The following is a 25056-nucleotide window of genomic DNA, read 5'->3' as shown; positions in this document are numbered from 1 at the left end:
CCAGCCCGCGCCGACTAAGCCGACGCCGAAGCGCGGCGACGTCCGATGATCATGTGATGTCCTTTCGCAGCAGGGAAGGCGTCACGACATGGCTGGTGTCGCGACGCCCGGCAGGGTGATCACAAGGTAGCTGGGCGCGGACGCGACCACGAGGGCGTAACCGGACAACGGCGTAACTACGACACGGCGACTAATTCCCAGTAGGGTGACGCGCATGGCGCACCTGCTGGGGCCGGTCGGCCTGACCGAGTCGGACAACACCGTCTTCCTCGCGCTCGTGTCGACCCCGCGCGCCGCGGCAGCCGAACTCGCCGACGCCGTCGAACTGCCCCTGCCCGCGGTGCGTCGCGCGCTGCGCAACCTCACCGCGGCCGGGCTGGTGACCATGCTGCTGTCCCGGCCGACCCGCTACGTGCCCGCGCCCCCCGAGATGGCGATCGACGCGCTGGTCTCGCGCAGGCAGCAGGAGTTGGAGGGCCTGCGCGCCGCCGCGCGGGAACTGGCCCTGCAACTGCGCGAGGCCCCGGCGACCGGCACCGCGGGGGTCGTGGAGATCATCGAGGGCACCGACGCGATCCTGCACACCTTGGCGCAGCTCCAACTCGGCGCCCGCGACGAAGTCCTGCTCGTCGACGCGCCGCCGTACCTGCACGGAACGCCAGTCCAGAACCAGGACGAACTGGTGGCGCTGGGCCGGGGCGTGCGGTACCGGTGTCTCTACCACGGTCCCGCGCTGCAACTGCCCGGCCACTACGACCAGATGGCCACCTGCGTCGCGGAGGGTGAGCAGGCGCGGACCCTGGCGTCGGTGCCGATGAAGATGCAGATAGTCGACCGGCGGGTGGCCCTGATGCCGGTGTCGTTCTCGGCCGCCGAGACCCGGACCCGGTTGCTGGTGCACGCGCCACCGCTGATCGAGGCCCTGGTCGTGTGTTTCGAGGCGTTGTGGGAGCAGGCGGCGCCAGTACTGACCGGCCAGGCCGATGAGCGCACGGCCGGACTGTCCGAACGCGACAGACAGGTGCTGTCCCTGATGGCGGCCGGGTTGAAGGACCAGGCGATCGCGCGGGCGCTGGGGGTGGCCCAGCGCACGGTGGTCCGCCGCATCGCGGAGATGATGACGACGCTCGGCGCCGACACCCGCTTCCAAGCAGGCATGCAAGCCGCCCACCGCGGCTGGATCTGATCTTTCGAAACCCACCCTCCGCCTGCCCGGCGACCGCCGTCGACCACCCGGCCCTGCCCCAGCGGGCGCATCCCGGCCGCTCCGCCCCATCCCCCAGCAGGGCAAACCCCCGCCCACCTCGGGGGGACTGCCCTGCTCCAGTCTACCGGCGGAAGCGGGTCGGGGAGTCGGGGGCGGATTTCTGTGGATGGTTCGGGGGGATGTGGACAAAAGTCCGCGTGCGGGCTGTCAACCCTCCACAGTGGAGTGATCAGTCGCGTTCGATCAGGTGGCCCACGACGTCCGGGCCGGGGTGGGCGGCGCCGGAGCCGTCGCGGCGTGGATCGGGGGCGGGGAGTTCGACGGCCGATCCGGTGTGGCTCGCGCCCGCGGGGCGGGGGCCGACCCAGCCGAGGAGGAGGCGGTGTTCGCCCTTGAGGAAGCGGTGCGCCCGAACGCCTCCGGTCGCGCGGCCCTTGGCGGGGTACTCGGCGAACGGGGTGACTTTGACGGTCATGCCCGTGGACGTGACGACCAGCGGCTCACCGTGCTCGGGGTCGTCGGTGCGGACCGCGCCGAAGAACACGACTTCCGCTCCGGCGCCCACAGTGATGCCCGCCATGCCGCCGCCCTTGAGACCCTGCGGCCGCACCAGGCCCGCCGCGAACCGGAGCAGTGACGCCTCGGAAGTGAGGAATGCCACCGTTTCCGTGCTGTCGGCGAGCCACGAGGCACCGACGACCTCGTCACCGTCCTTGAGGCTGATCACCTCGAACTCGTCGGAGCGGACCGGCCATTCCGGCGCGCACACCTTGACCACACCCTGCTTCGTGCCCAGCGCCAGCCCCGGCGACGCGCCTGCCTGCTCGCTCAGCGGCGCGATGCCGACGACCTTCTCCCCCGCCTCCAGCGGAACCAGTTCGCTCGCGGCCATGCCGCCCGACAGCGACACCGTGCCGCTCTGTTCGGGCAGCACCGGCAGCGGCAGCACGTCGGTTTTGAATCCCCGGCCGAGGCTGGTGATCAGGAGAATCTGGCCTCGGGCGGTCGAATGCACGACAGCCGCGACCGCGTCGTGTTTCGTGCGGCCGTTGCGCCTGCGGGCCTCGGAGGACTCCTCGGACTCCGCGGCCGTGCGCGCGACCAACCCGGTGGCCGACAGGATCACCTGACACGGATCGTCCGCGACCTCCAGCGGACCGGCGGGCTTGGACGCGGCCAGCACCTCCTTGAGGTCGCCGTCAACGAGTGCGGTGCGGCGTTCGGCGGTGAGATCCTTGGCCACCTTGGCCAGTTCGGTGGACACGACCCGGCGCAGCACCGCCTCGTCGTCGAGGATCTTGGAGAGTTCCTCGATCTCGGCGCGCAGTCTGTCCTGTTCGGACTCCAGTTCGAGCTTGTCGTACTTGGTGAGCCGCCGCAGCGGGGTGTCCAGGATGTAGGTCGCCTGGACCTCGGAGAGCCCGAATTGGCTCATCAGACCGGTTTTCGCGGCCGTGGCGTCGTCGCTGCCGCGGATCAGCCTGATCACCTGGTCGATGTCGAGCAGCGCCAGCAACAGCCCCTCGACCAGGTGCAGCCGCTCCTCCCGCTTGCGCCGCCGGTACCGCGTGCGGCGGGTGACGACCTCGTAGCGGTGCAGCAGGAACACCTCCAGCAGCGGCTTGAGCCCGAGCGTGCGCGGCTGGCCGTCGACCAGGACCAGGTTGTTGATGCCGAAGGACTGCTCCATCGGGGTGAGCCGGTACAGGTCGGCGAGCAGCGCTTGCGGGTTGACCCCGACTTTGCACTCGATCACCAGCCGGGTGCCGTTCTCGCGGTCGGTCAGGTCCTTGACATCGGCGATCCCGGTGAGCCGCTTGGACTTGGTGACCTCGTCGGTGATCTTCTCGATGATCTTCTCCGAGCCGACCTGGTAGGGCAGTTCGGTGACGGTGATCGCCTGGCGGCCGCGGCTGCCCTCCAGCGGGCCGATCTCGACCTTGGCGCGCATGCGCACCACACCGCGCCCGGTCTCGTACGCCTTGCGGACCTCGTCCAGGCCGAGCAGCACGCCGCCGGTCGGCAGGTCGGGCCCTGGCACGAACTCCATCAGCTTGTCGAGCGTCGCGTCGGGATGGGTGATCAGCCAGCGGGCGGCCGTGACGACCTCGCCGAGGTTGTGCGGGATCATGTTGGTCGCCATCCCGACCGCGATCCCGGACGTGCCGTTGACCAGCAGATTCGGGAACGCGGCAGGCAGAACCGTTGGCTCCTGCAGGGAACCGTCGTAGTTCGGCCGGAAGTCGACGGTGTCCTCGCCGAGTTCGCCGACGAGCAGCATCGCCTCGGCCGACATCCGCGCCTCGGTGTAGCGACTCGCGGCAGGTCCGTCGTCGGGCGAGCCGAAGTTGCCGTGTCCGTCGACCAGCGGGGCGTTGAGCGAGAAGTCCTGGGCCATGCGGACCATCGCGTCGTAGATCGCGGTGTCGCCGTGCGGGTGGTACTTGCCCATGCAGTTGTGCACGACGAAACCGTCGACCACGAAGGCGTGCTCGTCACTGCCGACCTGGAGGTCGTAGGTCGGGTCCGGCGCGGCCGGTTCGACAGCGGCGACAACGGTTGTCGGTATGTCCATTATGGACGCTCCGACTCCGACGAGCACTCGGACGCCGCGGACCGCGCGGCAGCCCGCAAGGTCGCGCGCAGCGGTCCAGACCACGGCGCCGTCGCCGCCGATGGTTCGGAACCGTTGGCCGGGCGTGACAAGCATGGTCTGGCCGGTGGTCCAGGTGACGCGGACCAGCGCCGAGACCGGGTTCGCGTACACGGCAGTGACCGGAACCGGGAACCCGTCCCCGTCGAGTACCTCGTCGCCGATCTCGATGTCCTCGATCGACCGCGGGCCGCCGGGCGTCGAGACCTGGGCGCCGCGCACGAAGCAGTCACCGACGACGCGGGAGGACTTCACGTAGGCGTGGGTGGGCCGGTAGCCCTGCTCGTTCATCGAGAACAGGATGCGCCGGTGCACCGGCTTGAGCCCGTCGCGGGCGTCGGGCAGGGCGCGGGAGTGGATGACCGAGTAGGCGTACTCCAGGTACGAGTCCTCGATCTCGGTCTTCACCGGGATGTCGAAGACCTTGGCGCCCGCCTGGTCGAAGGCGGCGGGGTCGACCTTGGTCGAGGTTGCCTTGCGGCGTGCCATTGCTCAGCGCTCTCTTCTCGGGATGCGGTCGTGCTCAGAGGTCGATGGCGGACTGGTCGACGCGGGCGGCGGACTCCACCAGCCAGGCCCGGCGCGGTTCGACCTTCTCCCCCATCAGCAGTTCCAGTGCCTCTTCGGCGGCCTCGGCGTCGTCCAGGGTGATGCGGCGGACCGAGCGGGTGGCCGGATTCATCGTGGTGTCCCACAGTTCGTCGGCGTCCATCTCGCCAAGGCCCTTGAACCGGGGCACAGGGGTGACGATCTGCTTGCCCGCCTTCTCGAACCGCGCGATGGTGCTCTCCATCTCGCGCTGGGTGAAGGTGAAGCGAGTCTCTGGGTTGCGGCCCTTGGTGGTGATCTTGTGCAGCGGCGGCATGGCCGCGTAGAGCCTGCCGTCCTCGATGACGGGGCGCATGTACTTGGCGAACAGCGTGATCAGCAGCGTGCGGATGTGCGAGCCGTCGACGTCGGCGTCGGCCATCAGGATGACGCGGCCGTAGCGCATCGCGGACAGGTCGAACGTGCGTCCCGTGCCCGCGCCGAGCACCTGCACGATCGACGCGATCTCGGCGTTGCGCAGGGTGTCGGCGAGACTGGCCTTCTGCACGTTGAGTATCTTGCCGCGCAACGGAAGCAGCGCCTGGTACTCCGACACCCTGGCCATTCTGGCCGAGCCGAGGGCGCTGTCGCCCTCCACGAGGAACAGCTCGCTGCGGGACAGCCCCGTGGTACGGCAGTCGACCAGTTTGGCGGGCATCGACGCGCCCTCCAGCGCCGTCTTGCGCCGCGCGGCGTCCTTCTGCTGCTTCTGCGCGATCCGCACCCGACCCGCGTCCACGATCTTCTGCAGGACCACCTTCGCCTCGGCCTTGGTGCGCCGATCCTCGGTCCACGCCTTGATGTGTCGCTCGACCACGCCCTGGATCACCTTGGTGATCCCCGCGGTGGACAGCTCGTCCTTGGTCTGCGAGGTGAACTGCGGCTCCGGGATGCGCACGTGCACCACCGCCGTCATGCCCTCCAGGACGTCGTCGAGGGTGGGCAGATCCTCCTTGGGTTTGAGCAGGCCGCGGGTGCGGGAAACAGCTTCCTGCAACGCTTTCGCCACGGCGCGGTCGAACCCCTTGCGATGCGTGCCGCCGTGCACGTTGCGGATCGTGTTGGTGAAGCACTCGACGGTGCGCTCGTAGCCGGTGCCCCAGCGCAGCGCCACCTCGACCTCGGCCCGACGTTCCACTTTGGACCGCATGACGCCGTTCTCGTCGGCGGCGTTCTCCTGGTAGGTGCCCTCGCCGTCGGCCAGCACGATGCCGGACACCGCCCGCTCGCTCGCCGGGGCGAGGAAGTCGACCATGTCCGAAAGCCCGTGGGGGTAGGCGAAAGTCTCCTCGCCGATGGTGCCGTCGGTGGCCGCGCGCAGCACGTAGGTGACGCCGGGCACCAGGAACGCGGTGTTGCGCAGCTTCGTCCGCACCGCCTCGACGTCGAGCGCGGCGCCGTTCTCGAAGTAGCGCGCGTCGTACCAGTAGCGGATCGAGGTGCCGCTGGCCTCGCCGCGCTTCATCTTGCCGACGATCTGCAGGCCCGACTGCCGGGTGAACCTCGCCTTGGGCCCGACGGCGTCGAACACGCCGGGCACGCCCTGGGCGAACGACATCTGCTGGACCTTGCCCTCCCGCTTGACCGTCACATCGAAGCGGAGTGAGAGCGCGTTGACCGCGGAGGCGCCGACACCGTGCAGGCCGCCGGAGGTCTTGTAGCCGGAGCCGCCGAACTTGCCGCCCGCGTGCAGCCTGGTGAGCACCAGTTCGACGCCGGACAGGCCGGACTTGGCGTGCACGCCGGTGGGGATGCCGCGGCCGTCGTCGTCGACCTGGACGCTGCCGTCGGCGTGCAGGGTCACCACGACGCGGGTGGCGTGACCCGCGACACCCTCGTCGGTGGAGTTGTCCACGACTTCGGTGAAGAGGTGGTTGATGCCGCGGCTGTCGGTGGACCCGATGTACATGCCGGGGCGCTTCCTGACGGCTTCCAGACCCTCCAGATGCGTCAGGTCGTCGGCCCCGTAGAGGGTCTCGGCAGTCACGCGGTCGCTCCCGGATCGTGGTGGCGCTCGAACAGGTGTCTCAAGGTACCGGAGGGTATCCGCCGCACCCGACACCTTGGCCGAACCGGTCGCGCGGCGCGCCGCCGGAGGTGGCCGGAGAACTGGGAATTTCCCGCCTGCCGCACCGGTCCGACGCGTCTTGACGGGGCGCCGAAACCGACATTATGGTCTAGACCAAAGTATTCCCGCCTGCGCCCTGGGGGCGCCTGACGGGAGGCAGGCGTCCCACTGCTCCCCGTTTCCACCCTGCGCCGGGTCTTCGCCCTGCCCGGCGGAAACGCACCGTGGAGGAGCACATGAAACACCGGATCGCCGCCGCGGCGGGCGTGGGACTCGCCCCCCTGCTCGTGGTCGCCCTGCCCGCGGCGCCCGCCGCCGCGCACGGCTACATCAACTCGCCGCCGAGCCGCCAGGCCATGTGCGCGCAGGGCCGGGTGAGCGACTGCGGGCCGATCGTCTACGAGCCGCAGAGCGTCGAAGGGCCCAAGGGACAGCAGAACTGTCACGGCGGGCTGAGCCAGTTCGCGCAGCTCAACGACGACTCCCGGCCCTGGCCGACCACGTCGGCGGGCAACCGGGTCACGGTCAACTGGGTGCTCACCGCGCGGCACGCGACCAGCACGTGGGAGTACTTCATCGGCACCACCCGCATCGCCGTGTTCAACGACGGCGGCGCGCGCCCCGGGGCGACCGTGAGCCACCAGGTCGACCTCGGCGGGCGCACCGGGCGGCAGAAGCTGCTCGCGGTGTGGAACATCGCCGACACGCCGATGGCGTTCTACTCGTGCGTCGACCTGCAGGTGGGCGGCACCCCGCCGACCACTCCCCCGCCGACCACCACGACCCCGCCGACCACAACCCCGCCGACGACTCCCCCGACCACCACGACCCCGCCGTCGAGCGGCACATGGGTGCCGAACACGGCGTACGCCACCGGCGCCCAGGTGACCCACAACGGCGCGGCGTACCGGTGCGTCCAAGGGCACACGTCGCTCGCGGGCTGGGAACCGGACGTGACTCCCGCGCTCTGGCAACGGATCTGACGCGTGGCCATGAAACGGCTCGTCGTGTGCCTGGTGCTGCTCGCGGGCTGCGGCACATCCCACGCGGGACATCCGCCGCCGCCGGTCTCGACGCCCGCCGCCGTGCCGATCGTCGGCGACCACAACCCCGCCGACGTGATGTTCCTGCAGATGGCCATCGCCCACCACACCCAGGGCGTCGACCTGGTGCGGCTGGCCGAGGATCGGCCAGTACGCGCGCAAGTGCGCGACCTGGCGGGTGCGATCGAGGTGACCCAGCGCTCGGAGATCGACACGATGACGTCCTGGCTTACGACGTGGGCACAGCCGACCGTGGTCGACACGAACCCCGCCGCGCACGCCCACCACGGCGGCCTGCCGGACACCGACCCGGAGACGATCGCCGACCTGGCGAGGGCGCCGGACGGGGAGTTCGAGCGGCGGTTCCTGACCCTGCTCACCGGGCACCAGCACAACGCGGTCGCGATGGCCCGCACGGAACTGACCGACGGCGTCAGCCCGCCGGTGCGGCAGTTCGCCGACCGAGTGGTGCGGTCGCGGACCGGCCAGATCCAGCGGTTGCTGACGTTGTCGGCGGGGTGAGCGTCACCAGCCGTCGCGGCGCTCGGCGGGCGGGTACTGCTGGTGCTGGGCCTGCGGCGGATACGGCGCCTGCCGTGTCTGCTGGGGATACTGGCCCTGCGGCGGGTAATGGGCCGGCGGGTACTGGCCTGGCTGCGGGTACTGACTGGTCGGCGGGTGCTGCGGCTGTACACCCTGCTGCGGGTACTGGAACTGCTGCGGGTGCGGAATCGGGTAGAACTGCTGCTGGTTGGCGTTTTCCCGCGCTTCCCGCTCCCGCTTGCGCGCGTTCCGCCGCCGGACCACGACGACGATGATCGTCACCAGGATAACCGGGAACAGCACCCTTCCCAGGGTGTAGCCGAGTTCGTAGGCGGGGCTGCCCGCCGCGAGGTGATGAACCATGGCCGCACTATGCCATTCCCACCGATCGCCCGACCGGCCCATGGTCAGCTCGTCGAAGGTCGGGAAGCGGTCGGCAGGAGTATGCCTCGCCACCGGCGAGTCCGAAATGGACAGCCGGAATGTGAGATGTCGTGCGTCAGCGCACTAGAACGGCCAGCCGGTGACGGGGAGGCTGAGCGCCGAGTCGACGGCGAGCGCGACGAACACCAGGGTCAGATAGGTGTTCGACAGGTGGAACAGCTTCATCGGGTTGCCCGCCTCGCCGCGACGCACCACGGCGTGCAGGCGGTGGGCGAAGACGAGGAACCAGACCCCTGAGAGCAGCGCGAACGCCGCGTAGACCCAGCCGGTGGCCGGGACCAGCAGCAGGGACCACAGGACCATCACCCACGAGTACACGACGATCTGCTTCGCCACGTGCCGCGGGGTCGCGACCACCGGCAGCATGGGCACGCCAGCGGCCGCGTAGTCGTCGCGGAACTTCATCGCCAGCGCCCAGAAGTGCGGCGGGGTCCAGAAGAAGATCACCCCGAACATCACCAGCGCGGGCCACCCGACGTCGCCGGTGACCGCCGACCAGCCGATGACCACCGGCATGCAGCCCGCGGCACCGCCCCAGACGATGTTCTGCGACGTCCGCCGCTTGAGGATCATCGTGTAGACGAGGACGTAGAACAGGATCGCGCCGACCGCCATCGACGCGGCGAGCAGGTTGGTGGTCGCCCACAGCCAGGCGAACGACAGCACACCGAGCACCACGCCGAACACCAGCGCGTTGCGCACGGGCACCACGTGCTGGGCCAGCGGCCTGCCGCGGGTGCGCTTCATCAGCGCGTCGATGTCGGCGTCGACCACACAGTTGAGCGCGTTGGCGCTGCCCGCGGCCATGGTCCCGCCGAGCAGCGTGGTCAGCACGAGCCACGGCGACGGGATGCCGCGCTCGGCGAGCATCATCGCGGGCACGGTGGTGACCAACAGCAGCTCGATGATGCGCGGCTTGGTCAGCGCCACGTACGCCAGCAGCGCGGCCTTGCGGCCAGGGGCGGAACGCGTGTCGGCGGGCAAGGGGATCACCGACGACATTTCGCTCCTCAAGTATGCCGCGACCTGGTGAGACCTGGGTCACGACGGTGGCGTCCACACCGCGGAGACGACCCGCGGCATCACGGGAAATGTTAGCCGCGCGAGTCCCGGGTACCCGTATCGGGTGGCGGCGCGCCCGCCCGGTCGGTCGGAGATCACACCGACCGCGTGGGCGGGCTACGCTGACCACCGGACCAGGGATGACATGCGGGCCCAGCCAGGTCACCGACTGCGGGATCGATCCAGATCCGGTGGTGAAACCTGAGCGCGAGGACCCGCCAGAGGTGGAAGCAGGAGTTCAAGTCCGTGTCCGTCAGCAGTGAAGTGCCCGCAGAACTGTCCGAACTGACCACTCCCGCGCTGCCCGCGGACTGGACCGACCTCGACCGGCGCGCCGTCGACACCGTCCGGGTGCTCGCCGCGGACGCCGTGCAGAACGTCGGCAACGGCCACCCCGGCACCGCGATGAGCCTCGCGCCGCTGGCCTACGCGCTGTTCCAGCGGGTGCTGCGGCACGACCCGAGCGACCCGGACTGGATCGGCCGCGACCGGTTCGTGCTGTCCTGCGGCCACTCCAGCCTGACGCTGTACCTGCAGCTCTTCCTCTCCGGCTACGGCCTGGAGATCGAGGACATCGAGAGCCTGCGCACCTGGGGCTCGAAGACCCCCGGCCACCCGGAGCACGGCCACACCGCGGGTGTGGAGATCACCACGGGCCCGCTGGGCCAGGGCCTGGCCTCGGCGGTCGGCATGGCGATGGCGGCGCGGCGCGAGCGCGGATTGTTCGACCCGGACGCGCCGGTCGGCGAGAGCCTGTTCGACCACCACGTCTACGTGGTCGCCTCCGACGGCGACATCGAGGAGGGCGTCACCTCCGAGGCGTCCTCGCTCGCGGGCCGCCAGGAACTGGGCAACCTGACCGTCGTCTACGACGACAACCAGATCTCCATCGAGGACGACACCGCGATCGCACTGTCGGAGGACACCGCGCAGCGCTACGCGTCCTACGGCTGGCACGTGCAGGTGGTCGCGGGCGGCGAGAACGTCACCGGCATCCTCGACGCGCTGGCGGCGGCCAGGGCGGAGACCGCGCGGCCGTCGTTCATCCTGCTGCGCACCATCATCGGCTACCCGGCGCCGACCCTGATGAACACCGGCAAGGCGCACGGCGCCGCGCTCGGCGACGAGGAGGTCGCGGCGGTCAAGAAGATCCTCGGCTTCGACCCGGACAAGACCTTCGAGGTCGACCCCGAGGTGCTCGCGCACGCGCGCGGGGTCGGCGAGCGCGGCAAGGCCGCCCGCGCCGAGTGGGACACCGGGTTCGAACAGTGGGCGCTGGCGAACCCCGAGCGCAAGGCGCTGCTCGACCGCGCGAGCGCGTACCGGCTGCCCGAGGGCTTCGCCGAGGCGCTGCCGAGCTGGGCCCCCGACCCCAAGGGCGTGGCCACCCGCAAGGCGTCCGGCGAGGTGCTCAACGCGATCGGCGGGCTGCTGCCCGAGCTGTGGGGCGGTTCGGCCGACCTCGCGGAGAGCAACAACACGACCATCAAGGGTGCCGACTCGTTCGGCCCGGAGTCGGCCGCCACCAAGCAGTGGAAGGCCACCCCGTACGGGCGCACGCTGCACTTCGGCGTCCGCGAGCACGCGATGGGCTCGATCCTCAACGGCATCGTGCTGCACGGCCCGACCCGGCCCTACGGCGGCACGTTCCTGGTGTTCAGCGACTACATGCGCCCGGCGGTGCGGCTCGCCGCGCTGATGGGCCTGCCGGTCACCTACGTCTGGACGCACGACTCCGTCGGCCTCGGCGAGGACGGCCCGACGCACCAGCCGATCGAGCACCTGGCCGCGCTGCGGGCCATCCCGGGCCTGGTCGTGCTGCGCCCCGGCGACGCCAACGAGACCGCGGCGGCGTGGAAGGCGATCCTGGAGCAGTCGACGGCGCCGGTCGGCCTCGCGCTGACCCGGCAGAACCTGCCGGTGCTGGAAGGCACCAGGGAACTGGCCGCCGAGCACGTCGCCAAGGGCGGCTACGTGCTGGCCGACGCGACCGGCGGCACGCCGCGGGTCGTGCTCGTCGGCACCGGCTCGGAGCTGCAGCTCGCGGTTGCGGCACGGGACGTGCTGGAGGCCGACGGCGTACCCACCCGAGTGGTCTCGATGCCCTCGATCGAGTGGTTCGACGCGCAGGACAAGTCCTATCGCGACTCCGTCATCCCGCCGTCGGTCAGAGCGCGAGTGGCCGTGGAGGCCGGGATCGCCCAGCCGTGGCACCGCTACGTCGGCGACGCGGGCGAGGTCGTGTCCATCGAGCGCTTCGGCGCGTCGGCCGACCACCAGACCCTGTTCCGCGAGTTCGGCTTCACCACCGAGGCCGTCGTCGCCGCGGCGCGCCGCTCCATCGAGACGACTGGAGACCAGCAGTGACCGACATCCTCAAGACCCTCTCCGACGCCGGAGTCTCGATCTGGCTGGACGACCTGTCCCGCGAGCGCCTGACCTCGGGCAGCCTCGCGGAGCTGATCCGCGACAAGCACGTGGTCGGCGTGACCACCAACCCGACGATCTTCGCCGGGGCACTGTCCGACGGCGAGGCGTACGACGGGCAGGTGCGCGAACTCGCCGCGCGGGGGGCGTCGCTGGAGGCGGCCGTCCGCGAGCTGACCACCACCGACGTCCGCAACGCCTGCGACCTGTTCCGCGACGTCTGGCAGCGCACGGACGGCGTCGACGGCCGGGTGTCGATCGAGGTCGACCCGCGGCTGGCCGCCGACACCGACGCCACCGCCGCCGAGGCGCTGGACCTGTGGAAGACCGTCGACCGGCCGAACCTGCTGGTCAAGATCCCGGCCACGGTCGAGGGGCTGCCCGCGATCACCCGCACGCTCGCCGAGGGCGTCAGCGTCAACGTGACGCTGATCTTCTCGGTCGACCGCTACCGAGCCGTCATGGACGCCTACCTGACCGGCCTGGAGCAGGCGAAGGCGAACGGGCACGAGCTGAAGTCGATCGAGTCGGTGGCCTCGTTCTTCGTGTCCCGAGTGGACACCGAGGTCGACAAGCGGCTCGACGCGATCGGCACCGACGAGGCGAAAGCGTTGCGCGGCAAGGCGGCCGTGGCGAACGCGCGGCTGGCGTACGCGGCGTTCCAGGAGAGGTTCACCGGTCCCCGGTGGGACGCGCTGGCCGCCGCGGGCGCCCGGCCGCAGCGGCCGCTGTGGGCGTCCACCGGGGTGAAGAACCCCGACTACCCGGACACCCTCTACGTCGACGAGCTGGTTGTCGCCGACACGGTGAACACGATGCCCGAGAAGACCATGCACGCGGTGGCCGAGCACGGCAAGATCACCGGCGACACGGTCACCGGCACCGGGTCGCGGGCCCAGGAGGTCTTCGACCGGCTCGCCGCGGCCGGGGTCGACATCGATGACGTCAACCGCGTCCTGGAGACCGAGGGCGTGGAGAAGTTCGAGAAGTCCTGGACCGAGCTGCTGGAGACGGTCCAAGGTCAGTTGGACAGCGCGAAGTAGGACCGGCACCCGACGAGAGGCTGACGCCGCCGATGGCTGAGCACCCCGGAGAAGTCGCAGTAACCATTGTCGATCAGCGGCTCACCGAGGAGGCCGCTCCGCTCGTCGGGCAGTTGGCCGCCGACCAGGTGGCGTCCAAGCTCGCCGCGCAGGACCCCACACTGTGGGGCCCGGACGCGGAGTCCGAGTCGGCCGTCCGACTGGCGTGGACCGCGCTGCACGAGACCTCGCGCCCGCTGGTCGCCGAGATCGCCGCCCTGCGCGCGGAACTGCACGCCGAGGGCGTGGACCGGATCGTGCTCGCGGGCATGGGCGGGTCGTCGCTGGCGCCCGAGGTGATCACCAGCACGGCCGGGGTGCCGCTGACGGTGCTCGACACGACCGACCCGGGCCAGGTCGCCGACGCGCTGGCGGGCGACCTGGCGCGCACGGTGCTGGTGGTGTCCTCGAAGTCGGGCTCCACCGTGGAGACCGACAGCCACCGGCGGATTTTCGAGGCGGCCTTCGCCGCCAAGGGGATCGACGCGGCCGGTCGGATCGTCGTGGTCACCGATCCGGGCTCGCCGCTGGCGAAGGCGTCGACCGACGCGGGCTACCGGCGGGTCTTCCAGGCCGACCCGAACGTCGGCGGGCGCTACTCGGCGCTGACGGCGTTCGGTCTCGTGCCCGCCGGGCTGGCCGGGGCCGACGTGGCCGCGCTGCTGGACGAGGCCGCCGCCGCGGCGCCGCGACTCTCGGCCGACACCGCGGACAACCCGGCGCTGGTGCTGGCCGCCGCCCTGTGCGCGGCGCACGCGCGGGGCGCGGAGAAGGTCGTGCTGGCCGACACCGGCTCGGGCATCGTGGGCTTCGGCGACTGGGCCGAGCAGCTCGTCGCCGAGTCGACCGGCAAGAACGGCACCGGCCTGCTGCCGGTGGTCGTGGAGAGCCCTGACGCCCCCGGGTTCGCCGACGCGGGCGACGACGCCACGGCGGTCGCGATCGGCGCGCCGGAGGGCGCGGCGGTGCTCGGCACGGCGGGCAGCCTCGGCGGGCTGATGCTGCTCTGGGAGTACGCCACGGCGGTCGCGGGCAGGCTGCTCGGCATCAACCCGTTCGACCAGCCCGACGTCGAGGCCGCGAAGAAGGCGGCGCGCGCGCTGCTGGACGCCGCGGGCGACCGTGCCGACACCGCACCGTCGTTTGTGGACGGTCCGATCGAGGTGTACGCGTCGGCGGGGCTGCTGCCCGAGGGCACCGACACCCTCGTCGCGGCCCTGCACGCGCTGCTGGGCGCGGCACCGGAGGCCGGTTACCTGTCGGTGCAGGCGTACCTCGACCGGCTCGACGACGCGTCGGCGATCGTGCTGCGCGGCGAACTGGCTCGGCGCGGCGGGCTGCAGACCACGTTCGGGTGGGGACCGCGGTTCCTGCACTCCACCGGCCAGTACCACAAGGGCGGCCACCAGAACGGGGTGTTCCTACAGCTCACGGGCGCGGTCGAGGCCGACTTGGCGGTGCCCGAGCGCCCGTACACCCTCGGCGTCCTGCAGCACGCGCAGGCGCTCGGCGACGGCCAGGTGCTCGCCGAGCACGGCAGGCCCGTGCTGCGGCTGCACTTCACCGACCGGGCCGCGGGCCTCGCGCACCTGGTCGCGACCCTCACGGAGGTGGGGCGATGACCCGAACCTGGGCGAACCCGCTGCGCGACGAGCGGGACAAGCGGCTGCCGCGCATCGCGGGACCCTGCGGGCTGGTGATCTTCGGCGTCACGGGCGACCTGTCGCGCAAGAAGCTCATGCCCGCCATCTACGACCTGGCCAGCCGCGGCCTGCTGCCGCCCGGCTTCTCCCTGGTCGGCTTCGCCCGCCGCGACTGGGCCGACCAGGACTTCGGCCAGGTCGTGTACGAGGCGGTCAAGCAGCACGCGCGCACCCCGTTCCGCGAGGCGGTCTGGGACCGGCTGGCCGAGGGCTTCCGCTTCGTGCAGGGCACCTTCGACGACGACGCGGCGTTCGACAACCTGGCCACCACCGTGGCCGACCTGGACCGGGTCCGCGGCACGGGCGGCAACCACGCCTTCTACCTGTCGATCCCGCCGGGGGCGTTCCCGGTGGTCACCAAGCAGCTCGCGCGCAGCGGACTGGCCTCCCCGACCTCGCCGGAGCACTGGCGGCGGGTGGTGATCGAGAAGCCGTTCGGGCACGACCTGACCAGCGCCAAGCAGCTCAACAAGGTGCTCAACGAGGTCTTCCCCGAGGACGCGGTCTTCCGCATCGACCACTACCTCGGCAAGGAGACGGTGCAGAACCTGCTGGCGCTGCGCTTCGCCAACCAGCTCTTCGAGCCGATCTGGAACGCCAACTACGTCGACCACGTGCAGATCACCATGGCCGAGGACATCGGCCTCGGCGGCCGCGCAGGCTACTACGACGGCATCGGCGCCGCCCGTGACGTGATCCAGAACCACCTGCTCCAACTCCTCGCGCTGACCGCGATGGAGGAGCCGGTCTCCTTCCGCCCCAAGGCTCTGCGCACCGAGAAGACCAAGGTGCTGGAGGCGACCAAGGCCGTCGGGCCGTTCGCCGAGACCACCGCACGCGGGCAGTACACGGGCGGCTGGCAGGGCGGGCAGAAGGTGCTCGGGCTGCTGGAGGAAGAAGGCTTCGCGAAGAACTCCACCACCGAGACCTTCGCCGCGATCACCCTGGAGGTGAACACCCGGCGCTGGGCGGGCGTGCCGTTCTACCGGCGCACCGGCAAACGACTGGGGCGCCGGGTCACCGAGATCGCGGTCGTGTTCAAGCGCGCGCCGCACCTGCCCTTCGACGAGACCTCCACCGAGGAGCTGGGGCAGAACGCCCTGGTGGTGCGGGTGCAGCCGGACGAGGGCGTGACCATGCGGTTCGGCTCGAAGGTGCCGGGCAACGCGATGGAGGTGCGCGACGTGTCGATGGACTTCAGCTACGGCCACGCGTTCACCGAGTCCTCGCCCGAGGCCTACGAGCGGCTGATCCTGGACGTGCTGCTCGGCGAGCCGTCGCTGTTCCCGGTCAACCAGGAGGTCGAGCTGTCCTGGGAGATCCTGGAGCCGGTGCTGAAGTACTGGAAGACCGCGGGCAAGCCGGAGGGCTACCCCGCGGGCACCTGGGGACCGGACTCCGCGGCCAAGATGATGTCCCGCACCGGCAGGCTCTGGAGGCGACCGTGATCATCGACCTGCCCTCGACCACCACCGCGCAGGTCAACACCAAGCTCGTGCAGATGCGCGAGCAGGGCGGGGCGACCACGCTCGGCCGGGTGCTGACCCTGGTGATCGTCACCGATGACGGCGAGAAGACCGAGGACGCCATCGACGCGGCCAACGAGGCCAGCCGCGAGCACCCGTGCCGGGTGATCGTGGTGGCCCGCGGCGCGCGCAAGGCGGCGGCCCGGCTCGACGCGCAGATCCGCGTCGGCGGCGACGCGGGCGCCAGCGAGGTGGTCGTGCTGCGGCTCTACGGCGCGCTCGCCGACCAGGGCGCGAGCTGCGTGATCCCGCTGCTGCTGCCGGACGCGCCGGTCGTGGCGTGGTGGCCGTTCCAGGCACCCGCGCGCCCCGCGGACGACCCGATCGGGCAACTCGCGCAGCGCCGGATCACCGACTCCGCGGCCGACCGCAACCCGATCAAGGCGCTGGACATCCGGCAGAAGCACTACGCCGAGGGCGACACCGACCTGGCGTGGACCAGGCTGACGCTGTGGCGCGCGGTGCTCGCGGCGGCGCTGGACCTGCCGCCGCACGAGAAGGTCACCGCGGCGACGGTGACCGGCGAGGCCGACTCCCCGTCGACCGACCTGCTGGCGGCCTGGCTCGCGGTGCGGCTGCGGGTACCGGTGAAGCGGGTGAAGGCCACCGAGGGCGTGGGCATCGTGGCGGTGGAACTGGAGCGCCGCTCCGGCCCGGTGCAGCTCCAGCGGCCCGACGGCAAGGTCGGCACGCTCAACCAGCCGGGACAGCCGTCACGGCGGGTCGCGCTGCAGCGCAGGGAGGTGCGCGACTGCCTGTCCGAGGAACTGCGCAGGCTCGACCCGGACGAGATCTACGAGGCCACCCTCAAGGGCCTGCCCAAGATCACCCGCGGCCGGACGCCCGCCGCGGTGCCGAAGCCGAAGCAGCCCGCGGCCGACCCGCCGAAGCCGTCCGCGGCGGAGGCGAAGGCCGTCGCGGCGGCCAAGCCCGGCCCGGCGCGGTCGGCCAAGGCCAAGACCGAGGCGAAGGAAGCGTCGTGACCCGGCCACAGGTCGTCGTCTACCCCAACGCCGACCTGCTGGCCGCGGCCACCGCCGCCCGCCTGGTCACCCGGCTCGTCGACGCGCAGGCGGCCAGCGGATCGGCCTCGCTCGTGCTCACCGGCGGACGCACCGGCATCGCGGTGCTGGAGCACCTGCGCACCGCCCAGGCCCGCGACGCCGTCGACTGGTCGCACGTGGACCTCTACTGGGGCGACGAACGGTTCCTGCCGTCCGGGCACCCGGACCGCAACGAGACCCAGGCGCGCGCGGCGCTGCTCGACCACGTGCACGTCGACCCGGACCGCGTGCACCCGATGGCCGCGTCCGACGGCCCGTTCGGCAACGACCCGGACGCCGCCGCCGTGGCGTACGCCGACCTGCTCGACCGCGCCGCCCGGCCCGAGGACCACGGCGACGTCCCCGGCTTCGACGTCTGCCTGCTCGGGGTCGGCGAGGAGGGGCACACCCTGTCGGTGTTCCCCACCTCGCCCGCGGCCTACGAGACCGACCGCACGGTCGTGGCCGTCCGCAACTGCCCCAAACCCCCGCCGACCCGGATCACCCTGACCCTGGCCGCCGCGCGCCAGGCCACCGAGATCTGGCTGCTGACCGCGGGCGAGAACAAGGCCGCGGCGGTCGCGATGGCCCTGTCCGGCGCGGGCGAGGTCCAAGTGCCCGCGGCGGGCGCCCGCGGGCGGCGCCGGACCCTGTGGCTGCTGGACAAGGCGGCGGCGACCAAGATCGCGGGCGGCCTCCCGTAGCCCTCAGCGGGTGGGCGTGGACCTAGCGGAGGCCGTTGCGCTTGGCCACCCGGATCAGCAGGTCGGGGTCGTCGGAGATGACGCCGTCGACGCCGAGGTCGATGACCCGCTGCATGGTCGGCTCGTCGTTGACCGTGTACGGGACGACCTTGAGTCCCTTGCGCCGCAACGCGGGCACCTCCGGTCCGTGGAAGTACGCCGGGCTCTGCCGCAGGTACCAGTCCGGCGAGGTGACCGTGCCCTGGGCCGGGTCGTGCACCTGCCAGTTGGACGACACCGTGGTCGCGCCGGACTGGCGGACCAGCTTGGCGAGATCACGATGCTTCCACCAGTCGAGGCCGCCGGTCCACGGGCTGCGGACGCTCGGGTCGCCGTAGACGGCCTGGAGTGAGCACTCGTCGGCGAGGGTGGCGCATTCCGCCGGGCCGTACTGCCAGACCAGCGCGACCGTCTCGATCCGCGGGTCCAGCCGCCGGGACAGCATGATCGTGCGCCAGTCGAACGACTGCAGCGTGGCGCGGCGGGCGAAGCCGGCGCGGCCGATCTCGCCGACCACCTTGCGGGTGAACACGTCGTACGGCGCCGTGTCGTCGGCGACCGGGCTGATCTTGGTCTCGATGTTGAGCCGGACGTCCGCGCGGCCGCTCGCCCGCACGGCGGCGAAGACCTCGGCCAGGGTCGGGACGCGCTCGCCGGGCGCGGGCCGCTGCGCGGGGAACTCCGGCAGCGTCTTCGAGCCGCAGTCGAGGGTCTTGAGCTGGGCCAGGGTCAGGTCGCGGACCCGCTTGCCGACATACGGGAACTCCGGGTCGCCCGCCGCGACCGGGGCGGTGTCGACGCAGTGCGAGCCGTTGACGGTGCGGTCGTGCAGGACCACGACCTGGCCGTCCTGGCTGATCCCCGTGTCCAGCTCCACAGTGGACACATCGGGATCGGCCAGCGCGTAACGGAAGGCCGCAAGGGTGTTCTCCGGGCGCACGGCCCGGGCGCCGCGGTGACCCTGGATGTCGAACGGCGAGGCGTAGCCGCGCGGGAGGCGGTGGCCGCGCTCGGCGAGCAGGCCGCGCAGCCGGTCGGGGTAGTCGGTGATGAGGCCGTCCACGCCGTCGTCGATGAGCTTTGCCATCGTGGGCACGTCGTTGACCGTCCACGGGATCACCGTGATCCCGTTGCGGTGCGCGTGCCGGACCATGTCCGCTGTGACGTACGGGCGGTAGCCGGGGTCGAGGACCGAGCCGCCCTGCGGGAAGCCGTGCACCGGGGAGAACGCGGTGGCGCGGAAGGTCTTGATCGCGGCGATCGGGTCGCCGCCGAAGGTGTCGATGTCGAGGCCACCGAGCCACGGCGACGCGCCGGGCTGCCCGGTCTGCAGGAAGTCGAAGTTGGTCAGGGCGACCAGCGGCAGCCGAGGCGCGACCTGGCCCATCAGGATCAGCGCACCCCAGTCGAAGCTCTGGATGCTCACCTGGCGCGCGACTCCCGCCGCCTCGATCTCGCGCGCGGTGACCTGGACGAACTGCTCGCGCGGCGCGGTCTCGTGCGGGGCGCCCGCCTCGACCTTGGTCTCGATGTTGAACCGGATGTCGTCGGCGCGGTAGCGCTGGGCGAGCGCGAAGACCTCGCGCAGCAGCGGCATCTTCGCGCCCGGGGCCAACTCCTGACCCGGGCGGTCGGCGAGCCGGGTGGAGCCGCAGTCGAGCGTGCGGACCTGCGCGAACGACAGGGTGTGCACGAACTTGCCGACGTAGGGGAACTCGGGGTCGCCCGCGGTGGCCGGGGCGGTGTCGACGCACTTGCGGGCGTCGACCTTGCGGTCGTGGGTGACCATGGCCTGGCCGTCCTCGGTGATCTGGACGTCCAGTTCCAGCGTGGTCACGCCGAGCCGCAGGGCGTTGCCGAACGAGCTGAGCGTGCTCTCCACGCGCAGGCCGAGGCCGCCGCGGTGGGCCTGGAGATCGAACGAGCGGTGCGGGCGGTGAACAGCCGAATCGGCGGCCGCCAACGGCACGGCGGTGAGGCAGGCGAGCGCGGCGACGGCCGCCGCGCCCAGCCGGGAGGACAGGGAAGGGGTCATAGCCGCGATGGTGGCAACCCCAAGGGGACGGCCCGTGGCCTCCGGGTGAACTACCGGCGGCTATCGGTCGCGGGCACCCGGCCGGGGAACTCCGCGCCGAGCAGATCGAGCATGGTGGTGGCCTTGACCGCGGTCTCCTCGTACTCCCCCGCCGGGTCGGACAGCGCGATGATCGCGCCGCCCACACCGAAGCCCGCCTGCCCCGGCCGCACCACCAGGGTGCGGATCACGATGCTCAGGTCGGCCGCGCCGGTCAGCGAGAAGTAGCCGAGCGCGCCGGAGTAGACCCCGCGCGGGCCGCGCTCCAGCCGGTCGATGATCTCCATGGTGCGAACCTTGGGCGCGCCGGTCATCGACCCGCCGGGGAACGCGGCGCGAACGCAGCGGACGGCCGAGACACCCTCGGCGAGCTGGGCGCGCACCGTGCTCACGAGCTGGTGCACGGTCGCATAGGTCTCCACCTCGAACAGGCCCGGCACGTGCACGGAGCCGATCTCGGCGTAGACGCCCAGGTCGTTGCGCACCAGGTCGACGATCATCAGGTTCTCGGCGCGGTCCTTCTCGTCTCCCGCGAGGTCGCGGCGCAGCGCGTCGTCCTCGGCGGGGGTGCGGCCGCGCGGGCGGGTGCCCTTGATCGGCCGGGACTCGACCGCGCCGGTCGCCGAGACCGACAGGAACCGCTCGGGGGACGTGCTGAGCACCGCGAGGTCGCCGAAGCGCAGCAGCGCGCCGAACGGGGCCGGGCTGGTCCGGCGCAGGTGGCGGTATGCCTGCCAGGTGTCCACGACGGCGGGCGCGGTGAGCAGGTTGGTCAGGCAGACCTCGTAGGTCTCGCCGTCATCGATCGCGGACTGGCATTCGCCGACCATGGCCAGGTAGGCGGCGCGGTCGTGCCGCGGGGTCAGCGGGCCCGCGGCCACCCCGGTGACCACGGGCGCCGTCGGCGCGGACGCGCGGGCCAGCGCGGCGAGCCGCGCGGCGGTGGCGGCCAGCCACTCGTCGTCGCCCGCGAACGCCAGCAGGTAGACCTCGCCGGTCGCGTGGTCGAACGCGAGCGCGCGGTCGGCGAAGACGAGCTGGGCGTCCGGGTCGGGCGCGTGGTGGGCGCGGGCGCCGCCGCACTCGGCCTTGAGTTCGTAGCCGAGGTAGCCGACCCAGCCGAGGGCGAAGTCGAACGGCAGCTCGGGCACCTCGACCCGGCGGGCCGCGAGGTCGGCGTCGAGCCAGGCCAGGAATTCCTCCTCGACCACCGCCGTGCCGTGGGCCGAGGTGACGGTGACCTGCCCGGTCCACACGTCGGCGGTGGCGACCCTGGCCTGCGGGCCGCTCGCGTCGCCGAGGAAGGAGAACCGGCCGCCCGCGGCGCTGTCCAGCCAGAACGCGTGCGCCGAGTCCCGGTAGAACGCGTCGAAGACCTCCTCGGCCGTGACCGCGACGGTCAGCCGTCCGACCAGGACCCGCGCGTCCGGCTCGGGCGGCGCCGCGGGCCGGGGCACCGCGGCGGCCACCACGGTCTCCCTCGGGTGGTCGTCGCGCCAGCGCCGGGCCAGCCCGGCGAAGTTGGCCAGCAGGTCGGCACCGTGCTCGGTGCACACCGACTCCGGGTGGAACTGCACTCCCCACGCGGGCCGCGTGCGGTGGCGCACGCCCATCAACACCCCGTCGTCACTCCACGCGGTGGCCACCAGCTCGGCGGGCAAATCCTCGACGGCGAGCGAGTGGTAGCGCACCACCCGCAGCGGCGAGGGCAGTCCGGCGAACAGGTCGCGGCCGTCGTGCTGGACCGCGGACAGCAGACCGTGCCGCACCCGTGGCGCGTGCGCCACCCGGGCGCCCGCGAGCAGGCAGAGCCCCTGGTGGCCGAGACACACGCCGAGCAGCGGCTGCCGGACGGCGGCGAGCACGGCGCGGCTGAGGCCGAAGTCGCGGTGCACGGCCGGGTGCCCCGGTCCCGGCGAGATCACCACACTGTCGAACTCGACCAGCCCGCCGAGGTCCCAGTCCTCGTCGTTGCGCACCACGGTCGGCCGCGTCCCGTCGATCGCGGCGAACGCCTGGTACAGGTTGTAGGTGAAGGAGTCGTGGTTGTCGATGATCAGTGTGCGCACCGCCACCCTCCCCTTTCGACCAACCGGCAACTGGCGATTTGCTCCCGCACAGTATTTGGTAACCCGCCGTCCCTCGGGCCAGGTTGGCTGTCTTATCTGGTGACGAGCACGTGCGGCACGTCGCCGCAGGGAAGGGCGATCCATGCCACAGCGACCCCGCCACCAGGCCCCGGACCGCAAGAATGCTACAACCCGGGAGGATGTGCCCTGGCCGCGAGCGGGCGCCCACGATCAGTCTGAACAGCACGAACACCCGGTGAGCGAGGACGAGAGCGGAGGAAGTGCCCTGGTCGCACAGACGGTTGTCCCCGAGGGCGCGGTGTCCGCGGACCCCGCTTTCCGGCTGTCGCGCCTGCGGCTACCCGCGTGGCTGGCCGCACTCCGCGCGAACCGGCGCGTCAGCGCGGTGTTCTCCGACGTCGCCGCCGTACTCGTCGCCGCCCTCGACGTCTGGCTGGTGGTCCCCGAGGGGGCGCCTACCTACTCGATCTGGCTGTCCTGGCTCGCGGTCCCGGCCATGCTGCTGCGCCGACACGTCCCGTTCGTCGCGGTCCTGCTCACCATCCCCGGCTTCTTCGCGGGCTGGGCGCAGCTCGCCGCGATGATCGCGCTCGGCACGCTCGCGAAACGCCACCTGCTCGGCTGGCGCACGATCGTCGGCGCGGTGCTGGTCGGGCTGAGCCGGTTCGTGCTGTGGCCGTGGTCGGAGTTCCTGGCACTCACCTGGCGCCAACACTTTCTCGACGTGCTCTACGGCGTCCTGGTGGCCGGTATGCCGGTGGCCATCGGCATGCTGATCACAGTCCGCCAGGAGCTGTCCACCCGCATCCGGGAGCTGGCGCGCAGCCGTGAGCGGGAGAAGCGCCTCTACGCGCAGACCGTGCGGTCCGCCGAACGCGCCAAACTCGCCCGCGAAATGCACGACGTGGTGTCCCACCAGGTCACGCTGATCGCGATGCAGGCGGGCGCGCTGCAAGTGGGCGCCAAGGACGACGAGTCCCGCGAGGCCGCCGAGACCATCCGCGCGCTCAGCACCCGCACCCTGGAGGAGCTGCGCGAACTCGTCGGCGTCCTCCGCTCCGGGGGCGACGATGACACCCAGCCGGGCCTCGACGAGATCGCCGACCTCATGCGGAGCAGCGGCTTCTCCGTCGCGCTCGCCATGGACGCCGCCCCCGAACTCCTCCCCGCCCCCGTCTCGCGCGCGGCCTATCGAACGGTGCAGGAGGCATTGACCAACGTCCGCAAACACGCGGCGGGATCCCGCACGTCGGTACGGGTGCGGGCGGATGGGGAGACCCTGCTGGTCGAGGTGCGCAACGAACGGCCGCGCACCCGGCCGCCGCTGCTGCCCTCCGGCGGACACGGACTGCTGGGCCTGCGAGAACGAGCAGGCCTACTGGGCGGCAGCTTCGACGCGGGCCCGACCGCCGAGGGCGGCTTCCAGGTCCGCGCCCGCTACCCGCTGGCAGGCTGAGACCACATCCGGCCGAGCGCGACTACACACTCGGCCGGGTCTCGCTACGTCGTATTCGATGCCGGCTGATTCCGCACAGCAACCGACCACCAGCACTGCCCTCGGGCATGCCCGAACTGCTGGATCTGGACAACCGAGCGGCCGACACGACCTTTCCAACCCCAAAACCGCCCCCACACACAGCCCCACCCACCCTGGGGGCCTGCCCTGCTCCAGTCTATCGGTGGTGGGGCAGGTGGGGGGTGGTGGCGCGAAAGCTGTGGATGGCTGCGCGGGATGTGGACAAAGTGCGGTCACCGGCGGTGGGGCGACTGTCAGGTCGGCGGCCACGCTGGCGCACGGTCAGCCTGGTCGTCAGGGATGGCAACCGGCCTCCCCGCCACAGACTCGCGCCATAGGCAGGGTGCGGCCAGGTCAGCCTTCGCGGCGGGCGCGGAGTTTGGCCAGCGCTTCGGCCAAGATGGCCTCGCCGTCGGCGTCGGAGCGGCGTTCCTTGACGTAGGCCAAGTGCGTCTTGTACGGCTCGTTGCGCGGCGCCTTCGGGGGGGCTTGTTCGTCCAGCCCGGCGGGCAGGCCGCAGCGAGGGCAGTCCCACGACTCCGGCTTCTCCGCTTCCAGGGCGAACGAGGGCCGGGACTCGTGCCCGTTCGCGCACCAGTACGACACCCGCTGCCGGGGCGCGGACTCGCCGCGCTCGGACTCACCCATGGGACCAGCACCGACCCGGGTACCTCGGATCGCGTTACCACCGGCCATCGAAGTTCACACCCCCACCACGTGGTTCGACACGACGCCGCGCTCGGGCCGTGCCACCTTGTTCGAAGCCATCGTCGGCGGACGCCGGGTCAGACGACCTTGACCAGCAGGCCGAGCCCGACGACGCAGATGATCCAGATCGCGCCGATGAACAGGGTCGCCCGGTCGAGGTTCTTCTCGACGACGCTGGACCCCGACAGGCTGGACTGCATCCCGCCGCCGAACAGGGAGGACAGACCGCCGCCGCGGCCGCGGTGCAGCAGCACCAGCAGGATCAGCAGAAGACTGGTGACGATCAGCGTGATCTGCAGGGTCAGAACGACGTTCATGTCATCCTCATTGTCGAACGATGGAAGCCACAGGCTACCCGGTGCCGCGCCCAGGTTCGACCACCGCCCCGGGTTGCGCGCGTCCGCTCGCTTACCAGAGTTCCCACGGTCCCGCATCTGCACGTGCACATGCATGGCCACCTGCGCCAACGCCGGTCGGGGTGATCGACAGCGGGCCGCGGAACGATCTTCCGCGGCACCGCTGTCGACCTGGTGGTT

The 25056-nt window shown here is 71.5% G+C and carries 18 protein-coding genes and 1 pseudogene; 10 read left to right on the top strand and 9 right to left on the bottom strand.

The features are described 5' to 3' along the window. The first annotated feature begins 214 nt into the window (after window positions 1-214). Window positions 215-1186: a helix-turn-helix transcriptional regulator gene (locus ACT4N7_RS10360; RefSeq protein WP_444828418.1), complete on the top strand. Its 972-nt coding sequence runs from the start codon at window positions 215-217 to the stop codon at window positions 1184-1186. Between the two features lie 250 nt (window positions 1187-1436). On the opposite strand, the gene ACT4N7_RS10355 is transcribed toward ACT4N7_RS10360, so the two are convergent. Further along, the gene (locus ACT4N7_RS10355) at window positions 1437-4349 is read right to left on the bottom strand and encodes a DNA topoisomerase (ATP-hydrolyzing) (protein ID WP_444828417.1); all 2913 of its coding nucleotides are present in this window, start codon (window positions 4347-4349) and stop codon (window positions 1437-1439) included. 34 nt (window positions 4350-4383) lie between these two features. Beyond that, window positions 4384-6435, bottom strand: a complete 2052-nt coding sequence (locus tag ACT4N7_RS10350) for a DNA gyrase/topoisomerase IV subunit B (RefSeq protein WP_444828416.1) — start codon at window positions 6433-6435, stop codon at window positions 4384-4386. Between the two features lie 317 nt (window positions 6436-6752). On the opposite strand from ACT4N7_RS10350, the gene ACT4N7_RS10345 reads away from it, so the two are divergent. Together ACT4N7_RS10345 and ACT4N7_RS10340 are read left to right on the top strand one after the other, a co-directional pair. Beyond that, window positions 6753-7499 (top strand): lytic polysaccharide monooxygenase, encoded by a 747-nt coding sequence (locus ACT4N7_RS10345; RefSeq protein WP_444828415.1) that lies wholly within the window; start codon window positions 6753-6755, stop codon window positions 7497-7499. A 9-nt stretch (window positions 7500-7508) separates the two neighbouring features. Further along, window positions 7509-8081 carry a DUF305 domain-containing protein gene (locus tag ACT4N7_RS10340; protein WP_444828434.1) on the top strand — a complete coding sequence of 191 codons (573 nt, stop codon included), beginning with the start codon at window positions 7509-7511 and terminating at the stop codon, window positions 8079-8081. 3 nt (window positions 8082-8084) lie between these two features. On the opposite strand, the gene ACT4N7_RS10335 is transcribed toward ACT4N7_RS10340, so the two are convergent. Then, window positions 8085-8465 (bottom strand): hypothetical protein, encoded by a 381-nt coding sequence (locus ACT4N7_RS10335; RefSeq protein WP_444828414.1) that lies wholly within the window; start codon window positions 8463-8465, stop codon window positions 8085-8087. 144 nt (window positions 8466-8609) lie between these two features. Then, complete coding sequence (locus tag ACT4N7_RS10330; RefSeq protein WP_444828413.1) at window positions 8610-9548, bottom strand: heme o synthase; 939 nt, start codon at window positions 9546-9548, stop codon at window positions 8610-8612. A 306-nt stretch (window positions 9549-9854) separates the two neighbouring features. Here ACT4N7_RS10330 and tkt point away from each other — a divergent pair, with 306 nt between their 5' ends. Genes tkt through pgl form a run of 6 tightly spaced genes read left to right on the top strand, consistent with a single transcriptional unit; the run spans window position 9855 to window position 18093 of the window. Beyond that, the gene (gene tkt, locus ACT4N7_RS10325) at window positions 9855-11975 is read left to right on the top strand and encodes a transketolase (protein WP_444828412.1); all 2121 of its coding nucleotides are present in this window, start codon (window positions 9855-9857) and stop codon (window positions 11973-11975) included. Further along, window positions 11972-13078: a transaldolase gene (gene tal / locus ACT4N7_RS10320; RefSeq protein ID WP_444828411.1), complete on the top strand. Its 1107-nt coding sequence runs from the start codon at window positions 11972-11974 to the stop codon at window positions 13076-13078. The genes tkt and tal overlap by 4 nt, the downstream gene beginning before the upstream one ends. A 32-nt stretch (window positions 13079-13110) precedes the next feature. Further along, window positions 13111-14739: a glucose-6-phosphate isomerase gene (locus ACT4N7_RS10315; protein WP_444828410.1), complete on the top strand. Its 1629-nt coding sequence runs from the start codon at window positions 13111-13113 to the stop codon at window positions 14737-14739. Further along, complete coding sequence (zwf, locus tag ACT4N7_RS10310) at window positions 14736-16268, top strand: glucose-6-phosphate dehydrogenase (RefSeq protein WP_444828409.1); 1533 nt, start codon at window positions 14736-14738, stop codon at window positions 16266-16268. Before ACT4N7_RS10315 ends, zwf begins: the two co-directional genes overlap by 4 nt. Next, window positions 16265-17329, top strand: a complete 1065-nt coding sequence (opcA, locus tag ACT4N7_RS10305; RefSeq protein WP_444828408.1) for a glucose-6-phosphate dehydrogenase assembly protein OpcA — start codon at window positions 16265-16267, stop codon at window positions 17327-17329. The genes zwf and opcA overlap by 4 nt, the downstream gene beginning before the upstream one ends. Continuing rightward, complete coding sequence (gene pgl, locus ACT4N7_RS10300) at window positions 17326-18093, top strand: 6-phosphogluconolactonase (protein WP_444828407.1); 768 nt, start codon at window positions 17326-17328, stop codon at window positions 18091-18093. The genes opcA and pgl overlap by 4 nt, the downstream gene beginning before the upstream one ends. 22 nt (window positions 18094-18115) lie before the next feature. Here the strand turns inward: pgl and ACT4N7_RS10295 are convergent, their stop codons facing one another. The 3 genes and pseudogenes from ACT4N7_RS10295 to pabB all read right to left on the bottom strand — a co-directional run bounded on the left by ACT4N7_RS10295 (window position 18116) and on the right by pabB (window position 22275). Next, window positions 18116-19099, bottom strand: a complete 984-nt coding sequence (locus ACT4N7_RS10295; protein ID WP_444828433.1) for a glycerophosphodiester phosphodiesterase family protein — start codon at window positions 19097-19099, stop codon at window positions 18116-18118. A gap of 15 nt (window positions 19100-19114) precedes the next feature. Beyond that, window positions 19115-20167 (bottom strand): annotated as a pseudogene (locus ACT4N7_RS10290) (glycerophosphodiester phosphodiesterase family protein); the annotation flags it as partial. A gap of 50 nt (window positions 20168-20217) precedes the next feature. Beyond that, the gene (gene pabB, locus ACT4N7_RS10285; RefSeq protein ID WP_444828406.1) at window positions 20218-22275 is read right to left on the bottom strand and encodes an aminodeoxychorismate synthase component I; all 2058 of its coding nucleotides are present in this window, start codon (window positions 22273-22275) and stop codon (window positions 20218-20220) included. A 256-nt stretch (window positions 22276-22531) separates the two neighbouring features. Here pabB and ACT4N7_RS10280 point away from each other — a divergent pair, with 256 nt between their 5' ends. Further along, a complete protein-coding gene (locus tag ACT4N7_RS10280) occupies window positions 22532-23752 on the top strand; it encodes a sensor histidine kinase (RefSeq protein WP_444828405.1) in 1221 nt (406 codons plus the stop codon). Between the two features lie 414 nt (window positions 23753-24166). On the opposite strand, the gene ACT4N7_RS10275 is transcribed toward ACT4N7_RS10280, so the two are convergent. Together ACT4N7_RS10275 and secG are read right to left on the bottom strand one after the other, a co-directional pair. Continuing rightward, the gene (locus ACT4N7_RS10275; protein ID WP_092780347.1) at window positions 24167-24508 is read right to left on the bottom strand and encodes an RNA polymerase-binding protein RbpA; all 342 of its coding nucleotides are present in this window, start codon (window positions 24506-24508) and stop codon (window positions 24167-24169) included. Between the two features lie 89 nt (window positions 24509-24597). Continuing rightward, window positions 24598-24837 (bottom strand): preprotein translocase subunit SecG, encoded by a 240-nt coding sequence (secG, locus tag ACT4N7_RS10270; RefSeq protein ID WP_444828404.1) that lies wholly within the window; start codon window positions 24835-24837, stop codon window positions 24598-24600. Window positions 24838-25056: the final 219 nt, after the last annotated feature.

It is taken from the genome of Actinokineospora sp., from assembly GCF_052390155.1.
In the GTDB taxonomy this organism is placed as follows: Bacteria; Actinomycetota; Actinomycetes; order Mycobacteriales; family Pseudonocardiaceae; genus Actinokineospora.
This window is presented reverse-complemented; position numbering and strand designations above follow the sequence as displayed.

Excerpts from the sequence above, each read along its gene's own strand:
- ACT4N7_RS10360 (WP_444828418.1), top strand. The coding sequence starts at position 215 with ATGGCGCACCTGCTGGGGCCGGTCGGCCTGACCGAGTCGGACAACACC.
- ACT4N7_RS10355 (WP_444828417.1), bottom strand. The coding sequence starts at position 4,349 with ATGGCACGCCGCAAGGCAACCTCGACCAAGGTCGACCCCGCCGCCTTC.
- ACT4N7_RS10345 (WP_444828415.1), top strand. The coding sequence starts at position 6,753 with ATGAAACACCGGATCGCCGCCGCGGCGGGCGTGGGACTCGCCCCCCTG.
- ACT4N7_RS10340 (WP_444828434.1), top strand. The coding sequence starts at position 7,509 with ATGAAACGGCTCGTCGTGTGCCTGGTGCTGCTCGCGGGCTGCGGCACA.
- ACT4N7_RS10335 (WP_444828414.1), bottom strand. The coding sequence starts at position 8,465 with ATGGTTCATCACCTCGCGGCGGGCAGCCCCGCCTACGAACTCGGCTAC.
- ACT4N7_RS10330 (WP_444828413.1), bottom strand. The coding sequence starts at position 9,548 with ATGTCGTCGGTGATCCCCTTGCCCGCCGACACGCGTTCCGCCCCTGGC.
- ACT4N7_RS10315 (WP_444828410.1), top strand. The coding sequence starts at position 13,111 with ATGGCTGAGCACCCCGGAGAAGTCGCAGTAACCATTGTCGATCAGCGG.
- zwf (WP_444828409.1), top strand. The coding sequence starts at position 14,736 with ATGACCCGAACCTGGGCGAACCCGCTGCGCGACGAGCGGGACAAGCGG.
- ACT4N7_RS10275 (WP_092780347.1), bottom strand. The coding sequence starts at position 24,508 with ATGGCCGGTGGTAACGCGATCCGAGGTACCCGGGTCGGTGCTGGTCCC.
- secG (WP_444828404.1), bottom strand. The coding sequence starts at position 24,837 with ATGAACGTCGTTCTGACCCTGCAGATCACGCTGATCGTCACCAGTCTT.